Origin of the sequence: uncultured Oscillibacter sp. (assembly GCF_950073225.1) — a bacterium.
Taxonomy (GTDB): Bacteria; Bacillota; Clostridia; order Oscillospirales; family Oscillospiraceae; genus Oscillibacter.
On sequence record NZ_CATMPS010000015.1, the window covers coordinates 1 to 18,105 of the forward strand.

The 18,105-nt window shown below is 61.9% G+C and carries 15 protein-coding genes; 7 read left to right on the forward strand and 8 right to left on the reverse strand.

From position 1 onward, the window contains the following. Positions 1–463: 463 nt before the first annotated feature. From Q1M04_RS08900 to Q1M04_RS08930, 7 genes are all read left to right on the forward strand, one after another. Complete coding sequence (locus Q1M04_RS08900; protein WP_297998860.1) at positions 464–1,396, forward strand: sugar-binding transcriptional regulator; 933 nt, start codon at positions 464–466, stop codon at positions 1,394–1,396. A 184-nt stretch (positions 1,397–1,580) separates the two neighbouring features. Then, positions 1,581–2,189, forward strand: a complete 609-nt coding sequence (locus Q1M04_RS08905) for a DAK2 domain-containing protein (RefSeq protein ID WP_297998861.1) — start codon at positions 1,581–1,583, stop codon at positions 2,187–2,189. Between the two features lie 31 nt (positions 2,190–2,220). Then, the gene (locus Q1M04_RS08910; RefSeq protein ID WP_297998864.1) at positions 2,221–3,219 is read left to right on the forward strand and encodes a dihydroxyacetone kinase subunit DhaK; all 999 of its coding nucleotides are present in this window, start codon (positions 2,221–2,223) and stop codon (positions 3,217–3,219) included. Between the two features lie 3 nt (positions 3,220–3,222). After that, the gene (gene lsrF / locus Q1M04_RS08915) at positions 3,223–4,104 is read left to right on the forward strand and encodes a 3-hydroxy-5-phosphonooxypentane-2,4-dione thiolase (protein ID WP_297998866.1); all 882 of its coding nucleotides are present in this window, start codon (positions 3,223–3,225) and stop codon (positions 4,102–4,104) included. 15 nt (positions 4,105–4,119) lie between these two features. Further along, on the forward strand, positions 4,120–4,443 hold the full coding sequence (locus Q1M04_RS08920; RefSeq protein WP_204791180.1) for a hypothetical protein: 324 nt from the start codon (positions 4,120–4,122) through the stop codon (positions 4,441–4,443). Between the two features lie 227 nt (positions 4,444–4,670). Beyond that, entirely contained in the window at positions 4,671–5,786 is a 1,116-nt protein-coding gene (locus Q1M04_RS08925; protein ID WP_366131989.1) for an Ldh family oxidoreductase, read from the forward strand. A gap of 17 nt (positions 5,787–5,803) precedes the next feature. Continuing rightward, positions 5,804–6,976, forward strand: a complete 1,173-nt coding sequence (locus tag Q1M04_RS08930; protein WP_297998870.1) for an NADP-dependent malic enzyme — start codon at positions 5,804–5,806, stop codon at positions 6,974–6,976. 80 nt (positions 6,977–7,056) lie between these two features. Here Q1M04_RS08930 and nifJ read toward each other — a convergent pair whose 3' ends face one another. From nifJ to Q1M04_RS08970, 8 genes are all read right to left on the reverse strand, one after another. Then, positions 7,057–10,602: a pyruvate:ferredoxin (flavodoxin) oxidoreductase gene (nifJ, locus tag Q1M04_RS08935; RefSeq protein WP_297998871.1), complete on the reverse strand. Its 3,546-nt coding sequence runs from the start codon at positions 10,600–10,602 to the stop codon at positions 7,057–7,059. Between the two features lie 18 nt (positions 10,603–10,620). Continuing rightward, positions 10,621–11,784 carry a UxaA family hydrolase gene (locus Q1M04_RS08940; protein ID WP_297998873.1) on the reverse strand — a complete coding sequence of 388 codons (1,164 nt, stop codon included), beginning with the start codon at positions 11,782–11,784 and terminating at the stop codon, positions 10,621–10,623. Between the two features lie 12 nt (positions 11,785–11,796). Beyond that, positions 11,797–12,075, reverse strand: coding sequence for a UxaA family hydrolase (locus Q1M04_RS08945; RefSeq protein WP_293278733.1), 279 nt, complete (start codon positions 12,073–12,075; stop codon positions 11,797–11,799). Between the two features lie 46 nt (positions 12,076–12,121). After that, a complete protein-coding gene (locus Q1M04_RS08950) occupies positions 12,122–13,492 on the reverse strand; it encodes a GntP family permease (protein WP_293278730.1) in 1,371 nt (456 codons plus the stop codon). Between the two features lie 77 nt (positions 13,493–13,569). Beyond that, positions 13,570–14,853: a DUF362 domain-containing protein gene (locus Q1M04_RS08955; RefSeq protein WP_297998875.1), complete on the reverse strand. Its 1,284-nt coding sequence runs from the start codon at positions 14,851–14,853 to the stop codon at positions 13,570–13,572. Positions 14,854–14,886: 33 nt separating this feature from the next. After that, positions 14,887–16,767, reverse strand: a complete 1,881-nt coding sequence (locus Q1M04_RS08960) for a sigma 54-interacting transcriptional regulator (RefSeq protein ID WP_297998876.1) — start codon at positions 16,765–16,767, stop codon at positions 14,887–14,889. A gap of 127 nt (positions 16,768–16,894) precedes the next feature. After that, positions 16,895–17,401: a TRAP transporter small permease gene (locus Q1M04_RS08965; protein WP_293278723.1), complete on the reverse strand. Its 507-nt coding sequence runs from the start codon at positions 17,399–17,401 to the stop codon at positions 16,895–16,897. A 7-nt stretch (positions 17,402–17,408) separates the two neighbouring features. Beyond that, positions 17,409–18,089, reverse strand: coding sequence for a cyclase family protein (locus tag Q1M04_RS08970; protein ID WP_293278721.1), 681 nt, complete (start codon positions 18,087–18,089; stop codon positions 17,409–17,411). Positions 18,090–18,105 lie beyond the last annotated feature (16 nt).

Consider the following 18,105-nt stretch of genomic DNA (forward strand, 5'->3'; position numbering starts at 1 on the left):
GTTTTCTTTTTCCGGCATCTATATTCCATATCGCTAAAACTTTCCTGTTTCATACTCCGCGCCCCCTTTCCCTTATTTTATCACATCTTTTATCATTTCGGGGGATTAAATCAGCGTTTCCTTAGATCAAGCCGAGAAAATCAGAAAGAGCATTTACAGTATTTTGCGGCAAGAACAGCGAACTACAATGGACAAGGGCATAAAAAGATAATGGCCTGACGGTATGCCCGCCGTCAGATTTTCCACTCAATTTGCAGCTTCTCGCTGGCGGCGCGAATGACGGGCTTTCCTTGCGGGCTGGTAACTTTGGCTTCCATTATGAAAGTAAATTTTGGAAACGCGCGATTTTTCGGAGGCAGGCATGTTTCTATTTTCTATGCTTCCCCGCTTGTATCTCCGCTGGCTTTGTGGTATAAACAAAATAGTAACATATGTAACTTCTGTATTCGGAAGAGGGGATTATGTGAGCGCTGGTTTTGAAAAACGGAAAAAGCTGGCTTACGTGGCCCGGCGCTATTATCTGGAGGACCGGAAGCAAAGCGACATCGCCCGGGAGCTGGGCGTGTCCCGCCCTCTGGTCAGCCGGATGCTGTCCGAGGCCCGGGAACTGGGCATTGTGGAGATCAAGGTCCATGAGCCGGGAACCCGGGCGGCCCGGATGCTGGACCGTCTGCGGGCAGCCAGTTCCGTCCGGGGAGGCGTCTTGGTGGAAGACAGTGCGGACAACGACGCCACAAACCGCCTGCTCTCCCAGGGCGCCGTGGAGCTGCTGCACCAATTGGGCGCCCGCCGCCTGGGGGTGGGCTGGGGGTACTTAATTGGCCAGCTGGTAACCTGGCTGGAGGAAAACCCCCAGCCCAGCAGCGCCGTCACCGATATCTGCCCCCTGGTGGGCAACGCCAGCATTCCGGCCCGTAACTACCAGTCCAACGAAAACGTCCGGCTGATGGCACAGCAGCTGGGAGCCGTTCCCCACTTTCTCTACCTCCCCGCCCTGCCGGAGGGCCTGGAGGAAAAGCAGATCCTGTGCTCCACCGAGGTTTACCGCCGGATTCTTCAGCAATGGGAAGCCCTGGATACCGCCCTGGTCAACATCGGCGATTACCCTTCCAGCCCCGACTTCGCCTCTCTGGTCCGCTATGGCGGCCTTCTCCAGCGGCAGCGGGCCTGTGGGCGGATGCTGATTTACTACTTCAACGAGACGGGAACCGTCATCCAGTCGGAGCAGGATTTTGCCATTCAAATCCCCATTGACGTTTTAAAACGCTGTCCCAACATCATCGGCGTCTGCTCCGCCAACACCAGCGCCAAGGCCCTGGGCGGGGCCCTCAAATCCGGCTTCTTCACCCACATTGTGGCCCGCCAGGACTTGGTGCGGGGACTGCTGGAACAATGACAACCGTATGCGCATTACGGCTTCCCGGGCTTTGCCCGGGAAGCCGTTTTTGTGCAGTTTCCATAGTTTTCCTGCCGTCTCTCTGTCCATTACGGGGAAATCCGCGCCATGCGTTGACTTATGTTACATCATGTGCTATCATTTTTAACAAATGTAACTAATTTTGCAGAGGAGGCGCTTACCCATGACAAAGGATGCGTTTGCCGCGCGGCTGAAACACGCCTGCACGTCTGTGGCGGCGGCGGAACCGGAACTGACGGAAATTGACTCCCGCTTCGGCGACGCAGACCACGGATTGACGATGGCCAAAATCGCCGGGGCGATCTCCGCCGCGGCAGAGCGGCCGGAGAACGGCATTCAGGCCATGCTGGACGGTGCGGCCACGGCGGTGATGACCCTCAACGGCGGCAGCGCCGTGCCGCTTTGGAACACCTGGCTGGACGGGATGCAGGAGGCCGCCCCGGAGGGGGACGAGATTGATGTGGCGGGACTTCAGGCCGTCTTCGCCCAGGCCCTGGAGGAGCTAAGCGACATGTCTGGGGCCAAGGTGGGCGACAAAACCATGATGGACGCTCTGATTCCCGCCAGCCGGGCCGTCGCCGCCTATGGGGGGGACGACGAAAACGAGCTGTTTGCCGCCGCCGCCAAGGCCGCTATGGAGGGGGCCGAGGCTACCCGGGGCTTCGCGTCCAAATTCGGCCGGGCCAAGAGCTACGGCGAGAAGACCCTCGGCACCCCGGACGCGGGAGCCATGTCCATGGCCTATTTCTTCCAGGGCCTGGCCCAGCCTTAAGTACAAAAATCAACTTTTAGGAGGTACATACATGAAAATGAAGAAATTTATCAACGCCCCGGAGACCATTACCGACGAGGAGCTTGTGGGCCTGGGCCTGGCCTACCCCGATATTCTGGACGTGGACGGCCATCTGGTCATCAGCAAGGACCTGGCGAACGCGGACCGGGTCACCATCGTCACCTACGGCGGCTCCGGCCACGAGCCCGCCCAGGCCGGCTTTGTGGGAAAGGGCATGCTGGACATCCAGGCTGTGGGCGACATCTTCGCCGCCCCCAACGGCCAGCTGGTGTTTGATGCCATGAAGCTGGCGGACAAGGGCCACGGCGTGCTGCTGCTGACGCTGAACTACGCCGGGGACCAGCTGGCGGGCAAGCAGGCCATGAAGCTGGCAAAGAAGGCGGGACTGAACGTCCGTCAGGTGGTCACCGGGGAGGAGATCCAGTATGACCCCAACGGCGAGGACAACAAGCGGGGCCTGGCCGGAGCCGTGGCCCTGTACCACATTGCCGCCGCCGCCGCCCGGGAGGGCAAAACCTTAGACGAAGTGGCGGACATCGCCCAGCGCTACGCGGACAGCATGGCCTCCGTCACCGTGAAATCCACCGACGCCACCCATCCCCAAAACGGCATGTCCTTCGGCGACCTGGGGGAGACGGACCTGATGGAAATCGGCGCGGGCCAGCACGGCGAGGGCGGCGGCGTCCGGGTGCCCATGATGAGCTCCAAGGAAACCGTGTCCACCGTGGCCCAGGCCCTGTGTAAGAACCTGGATCTGAAATCCGGCGACCGGGCCTTCATCATGATCAACGGCTGCGGAGCCACCACCATGATGGAGCTGCTGGTGCTGTTTAAGGATACCGTGGAGTTCCTGAAGGCCATGGGTGTGGAGGTCGTGGCCAGCATGGTGGGCGAAATCCTCACCGTGCAGGAGGCTGCGGGCTTCCAGATGAACATCGCCAAGTGGGACGACGAGTTTATCCGCCTCTGGAGCGCCCCCTGCCACACGCCCGCCTACAGCAAGGAGTAAGGCATGGCGGACAACATCGGAAACAAGGCCGCCCACGATTATCACCTGGACGTCCCCGCCGCCCAGGAGGGCTTCTATGTAAAGGGCGCGGCCCACTGCGATTGGGGCATGAAGGCCCGGCTGGCCCGGATGTTCGACCCCAGCTCCGGGAACACCGTCATGCTGGCCTTCGACCACGGCTATATCATGGGGCCCACCGCCGGGCTGGAGCGGATTGACCTGGTCATCCCGCCGCTGATTCCCTATGTAAACGTACTGATGGGCACCCGGGGCGTCTTCCGCTCCTGCATCTCCCCCGCCGCCCAGGTGGGGCGCTGCCTCCGGGTGACCTATGACTCCACGGTGCTCTATGACGACATGTCGGACGGCGGCGGCTTCGCCAGCGACATGGAAAATGCCCTGCGGATGAACGCGGACTGCGTGGCGGTGCAGACCTTCATCGGCGCTCCCGGCGAGAGCCGGTCCCTGGAGCTTCTCTGCCGGACCGCCGACGCCGGGGCCCGGTACGGTGTGCCCACCCTGGGCGTGGTGGCCGTGGGCAAGGAGATGGAGCGGACGGAGAAGTTCTTCCTCCTGGCCACGAGGGTGCTGGCGGAGAACGGGGCCAACATCGTCAAGAGCTACTACTGCGAGGGCTTTGAGCGGGTAGCCGCCGCCTGCCCCGTGCCCATCGTCATCGCCGGGGGCAAGAAGCTGCCGGAATTGGAGGCCCTGGAAATGGCGTACAAGGCCATTCAGCAGGGGGCCCACGGGGTGGATATGGGCCGGAACATCTTCCAGTCCGACTCCCCGGCGGGCATGGCCCAGGCCATCGGCAAGGTGGTTCACGAGGGATATACCCCCAAACAGGCCTATGAGGTCTACCAAGCGGTCAAACATCAATAATCAGGAGGAAACGCCATGTCTGCCGAATATATGCACATCGGAATTCCCGTCACCAACCGCAAGCCCAACATGACCTATAACGAGGGGGCAAAATTTTGGGTCAGCAATGTGGACGACTACGACTATAAAATCGAGTACCTGAAATTTGAGGAGGGCACCCCCTTCCCCGAGGACATCCACCGCCATCCCCATGTGGCCTATAAGGTGGACGATCTGGAGAAATACGTGGCCGACGCCGACCGCGTGATCTGCGGCCCCATGGCCGCCAACGACAAGGGGGACCGGCTGGCCTTCGTCTGGAAGGACGGGGCGATTCTGGAGCTTTATCAGGAGGCTTAAGAGCCTCTTCACGCCGCCGCCCGCTCTATGGAGCGGGCGGCGTTTTTTCCGCGCAGGAAATCCTTGCAATCCTCGCAAAGGCCTGTTATACTATATATACTGACGACAGCTTGCAAGAATCAGAGTATGTGAGATGAGTGTGATAACTGCCTAGTACGGTGTGGTTATTGCGCTCTTTTTGCGTATGCAAAATGCCCCTCAAAATTGGCAAAAGGAGTATGGAACACATGGAAACGAGACCTTACGTACCCTGGGACCTGATGAACAGCTTCCTCATCGACGCCTTCAAGGGCTACGGCGTACCGGAGGACGACGCGAAAATCTGCGCCGACGTCCTGCTGGAATCCGACCGGCGGGGCATCGAAAGCCACGGATGCAACCGGTTCAAGCCCATCTACATTGACCGGATTGTCAACGGGACCCTGCTGCCGGAGACTAAAATGGACATTGTGAAAGACACCCCCACCACGGTGGTCATGGACGCCAACAACGGAATGGGCATGGTGGCCAGCTACCACATGATGGAAATGCTGATTGAAAAAGCCGCCAAATACGGCATGGCCGGCGGCGCGGTCTACAACTCCACCCACTACGGCATCGCGGGCTACTGGACTACCATGGCGGAAAAAGCCGGCATGATCGGTATTACCGGCACCAACGCCCGGCCCTCCGTAGCTCCCACCTGGGGCGTAGAGCCCATGATGGGCACCAATCCCCTGACCTTCACCATGCCCACCGACGAGGAGTTCCCCTTTAACTTTGACTGCGCCACCTCTACCATCCAGAACGGAAAAATCGAGTTCTATGCCCGCAGCGGCAAGCCCACTCCCGAGGGGCTGGTGGTCACCAAGGACGGCGGCACCATGAGCGATTCCGCAAAAATTCTCACGGAGATGCGGGCCGGGAACTGCGCCCTGCTCTCTGTCGGCGGCCTGGGGGAGGCCACCGGCGGTTACAAGGGCTACGGCTTTACCACCATCGTGGAGATTCTCTCCGCGGCGCTGGCCGGGGGCCCCTACTTGAAGGACCTCAGCGGCAAGGCCCCCGACGGCAGCAGCCAGATGTACCGCCTGGGCCACTTCTTCTTCGTCATTAATACCGAGTTCTTCATGGGCCTGGATACCTTCAAGAAGACTGCCGGCGGCATCTGCCGGGGCCTCCGGAACTCTCAGAAGGCCCCCGGCGCGGAGCGCATCTACACCGCCGGCGAGAAGGAATGGCTGGCCTGGCAGGAGCGGAAGGACAAGGGCGTACCCGTGGGCGAGACCATCCAAAAGGAAATTATCGAGGTCCGGGATAAGCTGGGTCTGCCCTACCACTTCGATTTTGAGGACCAGAAATAAGAAGGAGGAACAGCATTATGGATTACGCGAAGGAATCCCTCCGGCTCCACGGCGAGTGGAAGGGTAAGATTGAGGTCGTGACTACCGTCCCCGTGGAGACCAAGGACGATCTGAGCCTGGCCTACACCCCCGGCGTGGCCCAGCCCTGCCTGGAAATTCAAAAGGACGTGAGTAAGAGCTATGAGCTCACCCGGCGGCACAACCTCTGCGCCGTCATCACCGACGGCTCCGCCGTCCTGGGCCTGGGAGACATCGGCCCCGAGGCGGGCATGCCCGTCATGGAGGGCAAATGCGTGCTCTTCAAGGCTTTTGGCGATGTGGACGCCTTCCCCCTGTGCGTGAAGACCCACGACGTGGACGAGTTCGTCAACGCCGTGTGGCTGATGTCCGGCTCCTTCGGCGGCATCAACCTGGAGGATATCGCCGCCCCCCGGTGCTTTGAAATCGAGCGGAAGCTGAAGGAAAAGTGCGACATCCCCATCTTCCACGACGACCAGCACGGAACGGCCATCATCACCCTGGCGGGCCTGACCAACGCGCTGAAGGTGGTAGGCAAGAAAAGGGAAGACGTGAAGGTGGTCACCTCCGGCGCGGGGGCCGCCGCCATCTCCATCGTAAAGCTGCTGCTGTCCGCGGGCTTTAAAAACGTCACCATGTGCGACCGGAAGGGCGCGATTTACCAGGGCCGGGAGGGCCTGAACTGGATTAAGGAGGAGATGGCCCAGGTGACAAACCTGGAGAAGAAGCCGGGAACCCTGGCTGATGCCCTGGTGGGCGCGGACGTGTTCATCGGCGTCTCCGCCCCGGGGACCGTCACCACGGAGATGGTGAAAACCATGAATAAAGACGCCATCGTCTTCGCCTGCGCCAACCCCACACCGGAGATTTTCCCCGACGAGGCCAAGGCCGGCGGCGCGGCGGTGGTATCCACGGGCCGCAGCGACTTCCCCAACCAGATCAACAACGTCCTGGCCTTCCCGGGCGTGTTCCGGGGCACCTTCGACGTCCGGGCCAGCGACATCAACGAGGAGATGAAAGTGGCCGCCGCCCAGGCGCTGGCCGGGCTGATCTCCGACGAGGAGCTGACCGCCGACTATATCATCCCCAAGGCCTTTGACAAGCGGGTGGGCCCCTCTGTCGCCAAGGCTGTGGCCGATGCCGCCCGGAAATCCGGCGTCGCCCGGCTGTAAGCCTTTCCCCTGCCTGAAAAAGCCCGGCCCGGAGGATATCCTCCGGGCCGGGCTTTTTCTGATCCTTAGACGGCAGGGGTTCAGTCCCCTTCCGCCATCCTCTTGTACCGAGCGCAGCGGGCCTTGACGTCCTCCACAGCCTTCTCATAGAGGGCGTCGGCCTTGCCGGGGAAGTTGTTCTTCAAGGAGGCGAAGCGGTTCTCGCCCATGAGGAAGGGCAGCAGCATCGAAGTGTCCGGCTCCGCGGAATCCAGCTGGAAGGGGTTCTTGCCCTCCGCCTTCCGCCGGGGATCGTAGCGGTAGAGCTGCCAATAGCCGCACTCCACGGCCTTCTTCATCTCGTCCTGAGAGCAGCCCATGCCCCTCTTGATATGCTGCTCCAGGCAGGGGCAGTAGCAGATGACGATGGAGGGGCCGTCGTACTCCTCCGCCTCCCGCAGGGCCTTGAGGGTCTGGGCCTGGTCCGCGCCCATGGCCACCTGGGCCACGTATACATAGCCGTAGTTCATCAGGATGGCCCCCAGGTCCTTCTTGGCAATCTGCTTGCCGCCCGCGGCGAACTTCGCCACCGCCGAGGTGGGGGTCGCCTTGGAGGACTGGCCGCCGGTGTTGGAATAGACCTCGGTGTCCAGCACCAGCAGATTCACGTTCCGGTTCTGGGCACAGACATGGTCGATGCCGCCGAAGCCGATGTCATAGGCCCAGCCGTCGCCGCCGATGGCCCACACGGACTTCTTCGCCAGGAACTCCTTGTTCTCCAGGATGTACCGGACCTCCGGCGTCTGCTCAACGGCCTCCAGGGCGGCAATCAGCGCGTCGGTGAGGGCCCGGGATTTTTGGGAATCCTCCCAGCCGTTCAGATAGGCGTCCACAGCCTCCGGGGCCGCGCCGGCTTCCTTCAGGGCCTCCAGGCGGATCAGCAGCTCCTTGCGGATGGCGTCCTGGGCGTGGAAGAAGCCGTAGGCAAACTCGGCGTTGTCCTCAAACAGCGAGTGCTCCCAGGCGGGGCCCCGCCCCTGGTCGTCCCGGCAGTAGGGCAGGATGGGCGCGCCGCCGCTGATGGCGGAGGAGCAGCCCGCCGCGTTGCCCGCGTACATCCGCTCGCCCACCATCTGGCTGAGGAGCTTGATATACGTCGTCTCCGCGCAGCCCGCGCAGGCGGAGGAGAACTGGAAGTAGGGCTTGGCGAACTGGATGTTTTTCACGCTCTTGCTGCTGATAACTTCCGGCTTGAGGTATTTCTCGTTCATAGCCACCTGGTCGAAGAGCGTCTGTTCCGGCTTCATCTCCTCGAAGGGAGTCATGACCAGGGCGTCGGCGGACTTCTCGCTCTGGTTGGCGGGGCAGGCCGTCAGGCACACGCCGCAGCCCAGGCAGTCATAGGGGCTGACCTGCATGCGGAAGGAATACGCCGGGGCGTCCTTCCCCAGGCCCTTGGCGGGCGCCGTGGCAAAGGCGGCGGGAACCTCGGCTTTTTCAGCCTCGGTCAGCAGCACCGGGCGGATGGCGGCGTGGGGGCAGCTCATGGCGCAGCGGTTGCACTGGATGCAGCTCTCGGCGTTCCACTTGGGCACCGTAATCGCAACGCCCCGCTTGGAGTACGCGGAGGTGCCGTTCTCCCAGGTGCCGGAGAGCACGCCGTGCTTCTTGAAGACGGACACCGGCAGCTTGTCGCCCTGCTGGCGGTCCATGGGCAGCACGATCTCCTTAACGAAATCGCTGGCCTGAATTTCCGGGGCGGGCGCATCGGGGGCGGAGGCCCAGCTCTCGGGGATTTCCACCTTCACCGCCGCGCTGACGCCCACGTCTACGGCGGCGTTGTTCATGTCCACGATTTTCTGCCCGGCCTTTTTGAAATAGGAATTGTAGTTGTTTTTCTTCATGTCCTCCACGGCCATATCCAGGGGGATGACCTTGGTCAGGGCGAAAAAGGCCGATTGCAGGATGCTGTTGGTCCGGTTGGCCCCCAGGCCCACCTGGACGGCCAGCTTGGCGGCGTCGATGATGTAGAATTGGGCGTGCTTCTTCGCCAGGTCCCGCTTCATCTTCCCGGGCAGACGCTCTTCCAGCTCTTCCGCGCTCCAGGGGCAGTTCAGGAGGTAGATGCCACCTTCCTTCAAGTCCCCGGTGGTGTCGTATTTTTGGATGTACGTGGGGGCGTGGACCGCCACGAAGTCCGCGGAGCTCACCAGGTAGGTAGACCGGATGGGCTCGTCGCCAAAGCGCAGGTGGCTCTGGGTCAGGCCGCCGGACTTCATGGTGTCGTAGGAGAAATAGGCCTGGGCGTACTTGCCCGCGATGAGGCCGATGGTGGAAATGGCGTTTTTGTTGGCTCCCACGGTGCCGTCGCCCCCCAGGCCCCAGAGCTTGCAGGAAACCTGTCCCGGATGGGGCAGCTCCACCTCTGTGTAATCCAGGGAGGTGTGGGTCACGTCGTCGATGATGCCGATGGTAAAATCATTTTTCGGCGCGGCCTGTTTCAAGTTGTCATAGACGGCGATGAACTGGCCCGGGGTGGTGTCCTTGGAGGAAAGGCCGTAGCGGCCCCCCACCACTTGGATGTTCCCCCGGCCCGCCTGGGCCAGGGCGGTCACCACGTCCAGATACAGCGGCTCGCCCACGCTGCCGGGCTCCTTGGAGCGGTCCAGCACCGCGATTTTCTTCACCGTGGCGGGCAAAGCGGCGGCGAAGTGCTTCACGGAGAAGGGGCGGTACAGGTGGACTTGCAGCAGGCCCACCTTCCGGCCCTGCTGGTTGAGGTAGTCCACCGTCTCCTTCACCGCCTCGGAGGCGGAGCACATGACCACGATGACTTCCTCCGCGTCCTCCGCGCCGTAGTAGTTGAAAAGCTGGTAGTTCCGGCCCGTCAGCTGGTTGATCTCGTCCATGTAATGCTGGACGGTGTCCGGCAGTGCGGCGGTGGTTTCGTTCACACCCTCCTTGCACTGGAAGTAGATGTCCGGGTTCACGTTGTTGCCCCGGTTGGTGGGATGCTCCGGGTTCAGGCACTGGCGGCGGAACGCCTGGAGGGCCTCCCAGTCCACCAGGCCCCGCAGGTCCTCGTAGTCCAGGGCCTCGATGCGCTGCATCTCGTGGGAGGTGCGGAAGCCGTCAAAGCAGTGCATGAAGGCGTAGCGGGAATGGATGGCGGACAGATGCGCCACCGCCCCCAGGTCCATGGCCTCCTGGGGAGAGGCGGACATGAGCATGGCGTAGCCGGTGGTGCGGCAGGTCATGAAGTCCGTGTGGTCGCCGAAGATGGAGTGGTGGTTAGAAGTCACCACCCGGGAGGCGATGTGCATGACGTTGGGCAGGAACTGGCCCCCCATGGCGTACATGGCGGGGATCATCAGCATCAGGCCCTGGGAGGAGGTGAACGTGGTGGTCAGCGCGCCCGCCTGGGCCGCGCCGTGGCAGGTGCCAGCAGCTCCCGCCTCGGACTGCATCTGGATCACGTCCACCGTGGACCCGAACAGGTTCTTCCGCCCCTTGGCGGACCACTCGTCCACCTTCTCCGCCATGGGAGACGACGGCGTGATGGGATAGATGGCCGCTACCTCCGTGAAGGCGTAGGCCACATGGGCGGCGGCTGTGTTGCCGTCCATGACGACGTATTTTTTATTCATATTGGAAGCGCTCCTTACTTATACGTAATTGCAGACCCGGGCAATGGCCATTTCCGTGAAGCCCAGGGCCTCCGCCTTCGTCTGGCGGCCGCAGGCCACCTGCCGCACCAGCTCATAGAGCTCGCCGCCCAGCTCCTCCAGGGTCTTCTCCCCATAAATCAGGGGGGAGGCGTCCAGGTCGATGTTGTCCTCCATCTTGGCGAAGGTCAGCTTGTTCCCGGTGATTTTCACCACGGGGACAATGGGGTTGCCCGTGGGAGATCCCCGGCCGCTGGAAAAGACCACCACCTGGGCTCCTCCCGCCGCCATGGCGGCAACAGAGGAGGGGTCGTTGCCCGGGGTGTCCATAATGACCAGGCCGCTCTTGGCTTCCACCTGCTTGGCGTAGTCATAGACCGCCATAACGGGGCTGTGGCCCCCCTTGTGGATGCAGCCCAGGGATTTTTCCTCCAGGGTGGTAATGCCGCCGGCCTTGTTGCCGGGAGAGGGGTTGCCCTCCCGGACTTCCTCCCCCACCAGCCGCAGGGCCTTCTCATAGCGCCGGACAATCTCCAGAATGCGGTCGTGGACCTCCGGCGTGGCGGCCCGCTTCGCCAGAATGTGCTCCGCGCCGATGAACTCCGTGGTTTCGCTGAGGATGGAGGTGCCCCCGTTCTTCACCAGCCGGTCGCTGAGCTCCCCAATGACGGGGTTGGCCGCGAGGCCGCTGGTGGGGTCGCTGCCGCCGCACTCCGTGCCCACGATCAGCTCCGACATGGGGAACTCCTTCTTTTGCAGCAGCGACGCCTCCGCCGCCATCTCCTTGGCGTAGCGCACGGCGATGTCCACCGCCTTCAAGGTGCCGCCCACCTCTTGGATAATGACCTGCTTGAGGGGCTTGTTGGTCCGCTCCTGAATGGCCTTGACCACCAGGTCCATCTGGCAGTTCTCGCAGCCCAGGGACACCACCACGGTGCCGTAGACGTTGGGGTTGGCGGCGTAGCCCGCCATCACGTCCATGGTCAGCTGCTGGTCGGACTCCACCTGGGAGCAGCCCTGCTGGTTGTTGAAGGTCACCGCGCCGTTGACCTGCTGGGCAACGATCCGGGTGGTGTCGGAGGCGCAGACGCTGGCGGGCAGAATCAGCACGTAGTTGCGCACGCCCACCCGGCCGTCGGGCCGTTCATAGCCATAGAATGTCATTCGATTCCCTCCTCAAACATTGGTGGAGTGGCTTTCCACGTTGTGGACGTGGACATGCTGCCCGGCCCGGATGGCCGTGACGGCGGAGCCGATGTGCTGGCCGTATTTCACCACCGGCTCCCCCTGGGGGATGTCCCGGCAGGCCAGCTTGTGGTAAATGGTGATGTCCTCCAGGGCGGTGAGCTGCCGGACTTCGCCGCCGGCGTCAAATTCCACCACTTCGCCCTTGGCGATGGGTTCGATGGCCACCACCACGTTGTCGGCGGGGTCAATGCGCATTGCGTTTAGCATATGGTTTCACTCCTTAACCCGCGGCCAAAGCCGCGAAACGTTTCGCTTACAGCGGAATCACCAGCGCACCAATCAGCGCCAGCAGGAAAATGAACACGGAGGAAATGAAGGAGCCCAGGGTGTAGGTCTTTAGTCCGCCGGTGATGGTGAGGCCAGACATATTGGTGGCCACCCAGAAGCCGGAGTCGTTCACATGGCCGATGGAGTTGCCGCCGGAGAGGCAGGCCAAGGCCAGCCACACGGGATGACAGCCGATGGCGGGGGCCACGGTGGCCATGATGGTCATGGAGGTCATGCCCGCCACTGTGCCGGAGCCTTGGGCCACCCGGAAGATCATACCGATCAGATAGCAGAGGAACATGGCCGGAACCACGGAGCTGGCCCCCGTGCTGAGCAGGGAGACAATGGAGTCCCCGATGCCCGTGGCGGCGATGACGGAGGAGAAGCTTCCACCCGCTCCGGTGATCAGCAGCACCACGCCGGCGCTTTTCAGGGCCTCGCCGGCGGACTTCTCGAAGTTCTCCCGGCCGATGAATCGGATGCTCACCAGATAGGCGCCCAGGGTGCCCAGCAGCATGGCGATGACCTTCTCCCCCAGGAATCGGCAGATCACGGGGGACTCCTCAAAGAGGGCCGTTCCCACGGTGCCTGCCAAGATGCAGACAATGGGGATGACGATGGGAAGCAGGCTCATGGCGAAGGAGGGGCGGGGGCGGTCCGCAGCGGCGTCTCTCTTGGCGGACTCCAGCAGCTCCGTCACCACGTTGGAGCTGTGGTTCACGTCCTTTTCCTCGTTCCAGATGCCCCGGTCGTGAATCTTGATGAACACGAAGTCGCTGAGCAGCACGGTGATCAGACCCACCACCAGGCCCACGCCCATCATGACGCCCAGGTCAAAGCCAAAGATATCCGCCGCCGCCAGAGGGTTGGGCGTGGGGGGCACGACGCAGTGGGCGGTGGTGGCTCCGATGGTCAAACAGCCGGTGACATAGCACATTTTCTTGCTGATTTTCGCGGCGATGGTGATTCCAATAGGAATCAGGATGACAAAAGTCACATCGAAAAACACAGGGATAGACAGAACGAAGCCCGCCAGGGAGATGGCCCACATGGCCCGCTTCTCCGGAAAGGCGGAGACAATCTTGTCGGCGATGACTCCGGCGGCTCCGCTGTCGTTCAGCAGTTGGCCGAGAATCACGCCGAAGCCGATGGGCAGGCCGATGCCGGTCATCATATTGCCGAAGCCGGAGGAGATGGTGGACACGGTGTCCATCAGGCCCAGGCCGCCCATACCGCCCATGTACAGGCAGGCCAGCACCATTCCGATGGAGGCGTTGAGCTTCAAGACGATGATGCACACCAAAATGATGGCAATGGCGATGGCCAAGTGCAAAATCAGCATTGCGGGTGTAACCATAGATGTTTCTCCTTTTTAAACACACACACGGTTTCGCCCCGGAGGAGCGTCCCCCCGAGGACAAGGGATAAGGGATTTTAGAACAGATTGCCCTGTCCGTCGAAGGGCAGGTCGTACAGGTCCGTGAGAATCTCAATGTTGGGATTGGCCTTCGCCAGGGGCAGCAGGCCCTCGGAAATTTCAATCTCCCCGATATGGGCGGTGTTGGGAATGCGGATCAGCTTCATGTGGTCGTGGTCCTCCGCCTCGGGGCAGCACATCAGGGCCAGCTGGAGGGCCTCCCGGTCGTTGTCCATGATCATGGGAATCTTCATCAGGTGCAAAAAGGTGTTGGTCACGCCGGTGGGATAGGTCATCTCCAGCTTCATCCGGTCCACCAGCCGCCGGGTGGTCACCTCCGCCAGGCCGATGCCCTGGGCGTTGCCGTGGGTCTCGTCGGTGATATCCAGGACGACCACCTTTTCCGCGTCAATGCCGCCGGAGCAGTACTGGGGCAGGACGAAGCGGCCGGAGATGTTGGGGTCCATGCCGTCGCCGGAGATGTTCTTCCCGATTTTGTCCACCACCAGCACGTCGCACTTGTCAAAGAGGAGCTTGGCGATGGTCCGGTAGGAGATTTCCTTCAGCTTGGGCTCTTCGTCGATGATCTCCTGGGGGGTTAGGCCCTTGATAAGGTACGTGTCGTCATAGGCGTTTTCAACGACGGCGATGCCGCCCAGCACGGGGCAGTTTTCCAGGATGGTCCGGCCGTATTCCTCCACCAGCTCATGCATGATGGCGGGGCTCTGGTGGTGAATGGACTCCGCCCCCTTCTGCTTGCCAAGGCCGATGGCCATCATCTTCATCAAGCCGCTCTCATAAGGCCCCCGGAAGGAGGTGTGGGGCTTGATGCGGTTAAAGAGCAGGATGCCGTCGGCCTCGCTGGCGTTCTTGTCCACGAAGACCGGCTGATTCCGCACGCCGGAGAGGCCCGCCTGCACCGTTTCCATGGAGCTCTTGACGGGGCAGCCCATGGCCTCCTCCGTGATGCCGTAGTCCCTGAGAATCTGGGTCTGTCCCTCGGCGGTGGCGCCGCCGTGGCTGCCCATGGCGGCCACAATGTAGGGCTCCGCTCCCTTGGACTTGACAAAATCCACCATGGCCCGGGCCATGAGGGCGTTGTTGGTCATGCCCCGGCTGCCGCAGGTGATGGCGATTTTCATGCCGGGCTTGATTTTCCCGCCCAGGTCCTCCCGGTCCAGCTCCTTTTGGACGGTGGAGGCGATGTCCTCCACAGGGATATGGGTCCGGTCGAAGTTCTGCCGGATGCGCACCATTTTGGGAATGGGTTGGTTTTTAATGAGATCGGTAATGGTTTCCATGGAAAGACTCCTCTCAGAAGTGTTATAGCCGGGTTATTTTTGCCCCTCCTGCCGCTTGCTCATCCGCCAGAGGGTGGTCCGGCTAACGCCCAGCTCCCGGGCAATCTCCTGTTTGGTCTTGCCCGGCTGGGAAACCGGGAACGACGCTGGCAGAGGGGTGGGGGCGGGGTCTGGAACGCCGGAGGGCGCGCCGGAAAAGCTGTGGAGCTCGTTTAGATCCTCCACCGTCACATCCGCCGCGTCGGACAAGACCACCAGCCGCTCGCAGATGTTGCGCAGTTCCCGGACGTTGCCGGGCCAGGCATAGCGGCACAGCAGCTTCTGGGCTTCCGGGGTCAGCTTGGGGACCTGCTTGCCCAGGCCCGCCGCCAGAATGCGGAGCTGGCCTTCCATCAGGGGAATCACGTCGTCCGGCCGCTCCCGCAGGGGCGGAATGGAGATCTCCAGGGCGTTGAGCCGGTACAAAAGGTCGCTTCGGAATTTTCCCAGGGCAATCTGCTCCCGAATGTTGACGTTGGTGGCGGCGATGACCCGCACGTCGATGGGGATGACCGACGCGCTGCCGATGCGGCGGATCTCCTTTTCCTGAAGGACCCGCAGCAGCTTGGCCTGGAGGGCCACGGGAATTTCCCCGATCTCGTCTAAGAAGATGGTTCCCCGGTGGGCCAGCTCAAAAAGGCCCATCCGTCCCTCCCGGGACGCGCCGGAGAAGGAGCCGGGCTCATAGCCGAACAGCTCGCTCTCCAGAAGATTTTCCGGCAGCGTGGCGCAGTTGATGGCCACAAAGGGCTGGGACATCCGCCCGCTGGCGGAGTGGATGCTGTGGGCGAACAGCTCCTTGCCGGTGCCCGTCTCCCCGGTAATCAGCACGTCGGAGTCCGCCCGGCTGAACTTTTTGGCAATCTCCACCTTCTTGCGCATCTCCGGATTGACCGCGATGATGCTGCGGAAGGTATACTTGGCGGAGGGGCCCTTTTGAACAAGGCTCTTTCGAATCCGGCGCTCCTCCTGGAGGATTTTGGAGGCGGCGCTGGTGGTGATCAGGGTGCCCACGCCGGAGTCCTCGCCGGAGATGAGCTTATAGCGGACATAGTACCTCTGGCCGCCGATGGTCACCAGCTTCTCCTCCCCGTCCCGGCAGGGCTCCTCCCGGCTGCCGATAAAGGTCAGCCCCGCGTTCAGCCGCTGAACGGAGCCGCCCCTCCAGCCGGCGATGAAGGCCAGGCCATAGAGCTGATAAGCCTGGTCGTTGGCCTCCAGGATGTGGCCGGTCTCGTCCACCGCCAGTACCGCGTCGTCGCTGTTGTCCAGGATCATGCGGATGATATTGGTTTTCGTCCGCTCGGTATTGATGACCCGGGCGGTGTTCAGCGCTTCCTCGATGGCCCGCTCCAAGGTGGCGGGCCGGATGTGGATATAGGTGCAGGGAAAGCCCTGCTCCCGGCAGATGTTGCTGACGGTGCCTCCGCTGACGATGGCCTCCATGCCGTCCCTGCGGCACGCCTCCACCGCATCATAGGCGCTCTGCTCATCCAGCACCTCGTAGAGCTTCAGCTCCGCCCGGCAGAGCTCGCTGAGTCCCGGGAGCACGGCCTTCAGGCCGTCGTGGTGGAGGCACAGGCCGATTTTTTTCGGGTGGAAGGACTCCCGGCACTCCAGCAGGGCGGACAGGATATCCGTCCCGTCGAAGCCCAGGTGGGTGATATGCTTGCCGGGATACAGCCCGCAGAGCATCCGGTAGGTAATGCCCCGGGCAATAATGACGTCGTAGTGGTTCAGGTGGTTTAAGATCTCGGGGCTTCCGAAATGGTGAATCGCGTCAATGCGTACCTCGTCGGTCTGTAATCTCCGCAGCAGGTCTCCGATATAGCCCAGCTGGTCCGGGGAGGGCGCGAAAATCACAACATTGACCATACAGTTCTCCTTTACGACAGGTTCGGGCTGCTTCCGCCGGGTTTACGGGAAAGCCGGGCCGCGGGAATAGCGGCCCGGCTGTTGAGGGAGGGAGGATTCAGACGTCGGCCTTCCGCCTTCCCACGGGTCAGTTCTTGAAGTATTTTGCGCAGCCGATCAGCTTTCCAACGCTCGCGGCCACAATCAGCCCCATGCCGATCAGGATGCCGCTGTTCAACACCCACAGGGGGTATTTCAGCACGGTGGTAGCCTCTCCGGTGGACAGCTGCGTGCCGACAATGGTGAACAATTGCACCACAAGCAGCGCGGAGATGCCCAGGGCGGCGGCATACTGCACAATCTTCAAAATCCCAAAGAGCTTCATGTTCCCCTTCTCTTTGGCGCGGTCTTCAATCAGGGTCAGCGAAATGAGGTCATCCGAGAGGAAGGCCAGCGCGGACCCCACGAAAATGCACCACACGAAAAGGAGCTTCAGCATCTCGTCCGCCCAGGGAACGGGGACCTTTAAAATCTCACGGCCAAACACCGCGTAGGTCTCCACCAGAATCATCACAACGCCCAGGAAGCCAAACAGAATCTTCGACCCGTCCAGCAGCTTCTCGGGCAGCGTTTTCACAGAGGATACGTTTTCCATATGGACCTCACTCTTCTACAACGGCGATCACGCGGATCTGGCTGCCGTCCGCGTGCTGGGTGTTCAAGGGCAGGGCAATGAGCTGGCAGACGGGAGAGCCGATTTCCCACAGGTTGGTGATGTACTCAATCTGGAGAATTTTGCCCTGTTTCAGGACGTGCTCATGAACCGGCTGGGGAATCTCGTCGCCGGGCTTCATGGTGCGGATTTTGCGGATGGCGTAATCCTGGGCGAAGTCGTACCCCACCAGCTTGGGGTGGTAGTTCTTGAGCCAGATGCCGGCGTCCTCCGTCAGATAGGGAGAATTATCCCAGTATTCCGTGGAGGTCCATTCGGCCTTTCTGGCCCGGTCCGTGCGGATCAGCAGGCTGTCAAAGTGCCGGTCCCGGAAGCGCTCGTTGGCCTTTTCCAGCATCTCGGCGGTGATGGCCGTGTTGTCGCCGCAGTCGGAGAAATCCAGCACCAGGCAGTCCGTGATGGCCCAGTCCTGAATGGGATAGGCGTCCAGGGACTCGCCGTTGGGGTCGAAGTGGAGCGGAGCGTCAATGTGCGTGTACCAGTGAGACTCCAGGTTGTAGGACGCGTTCTGCCAGGGGTCCCCGTTCGCGTGGGTTTTGACGGGCGTCACCTTGAACCCGTAGCGCCAATGTTCCTCAATGGGCACGGTCAGATCTACGATTCTTCGCATGTTGCGTCACTCCTTC

Excerpts from the sequence above, each read along its gene's own strand:
- Q1M04_RS08905 (WP_297998861.1), top strand. The coding sequence starts at position 1,581 with ATGACAAAGGATGCGTTTGCCGCGCGGCTGAAACACGCCTGCACGTCT.
- Q1M04_RS08910 (WP_297998864.1), top strand. The coding sequence starts at position 2,221 with ATGAAAATGAAGAAATTTATCAACGCCCCGGAGACCATTACCGACGAG.
- lsrF (WP_297998866.1), top strand. The coding sequence starts at position 3,223 with ATGGCGGACAACATCGGAAACAAGGCCGCCCACGATTATCACCTGGAC.
- Q1M04_RS08920 (WP_204791180.1), top strand. The coding sequence starts at position 4,120 with ATGTCTGCCGAATATATGCACATCGGAATTCCCGTCACCAACCGCAAG.
- Q1M04_RS08925 (WP_366131989.1), top strand. The coding sequence starts at position 4,671 with ATGGAAACGAGACCTTACGTACCCTGGGACCTGATGAACAGCTTCCTC.
- Q1M04_RS08930 (WP_297998870.1), top strand. The coding sequence starts at position 5,804 with ATGGATTACGCGAAGGAATCCCTCCGGCTCCACGGCGAGTGGAAGGGT.
- nifJ (WP_297998871.1), bottom strand. The coding sequence starts at position 10,602 with ATGAATAAAAAATACGTCGTCATGGACGGCAACACAGCCGCCGCCCAT.
- Q1M04_RS08940 (WP_297998873.1), bottom strand. The coding sequence starts at position 11,784 with ATGACATTCTATGGCTATGAACGGCCCGACGGCCGGGTGGGCGTGCGC.
- Q1M04_RS08945 (WP_293278733.1), bottom strand. The coding sequence starts at position 12,075 with ATGCTAAACGCAATGCGCATTGACCCCGCCGACAACGTGGTGGTGGCC.
- Q1M04_RS08950 (WP_293278730.1), bottom strand. The coding sequence starts at position 13,492 with ATGGTTACACCCGCAATGCTGATTTTGCACTTGGCCATCGCCATTGCC.
- Q1M04_RS08955 (WP_297998875.1), bottom strand. The coding sequence starts at position 14,853 with ATGGAAACCATTACCGATCTCATTAAAAACCAACCCATTCCCAAAATG.
- Q1M04_RS08960 (WP_297998876.1), bottom strand. The coding sequence starts at position 16,767 with ATGGTCAATGTTGTGATTTTCGCGCCCTCCCCGGACCAGCTGGGCTAT.
- Q1M04_RS08965 (WP_293278723.1), bottom strand. The coding sequence starts at position 17,401 with ATGGAAAACGTATCCTCTGTGAAAACGCTGCCCGAGAAGCTGCTGGAC.
- Q1M04_RS08970 (WP_293278721.1), bottom strand. The coding sequence starts at position 18,089 with ATGCGAAGAATCGTAGATCTGACCGTGCCCATTGAGGAACATTGGCGC.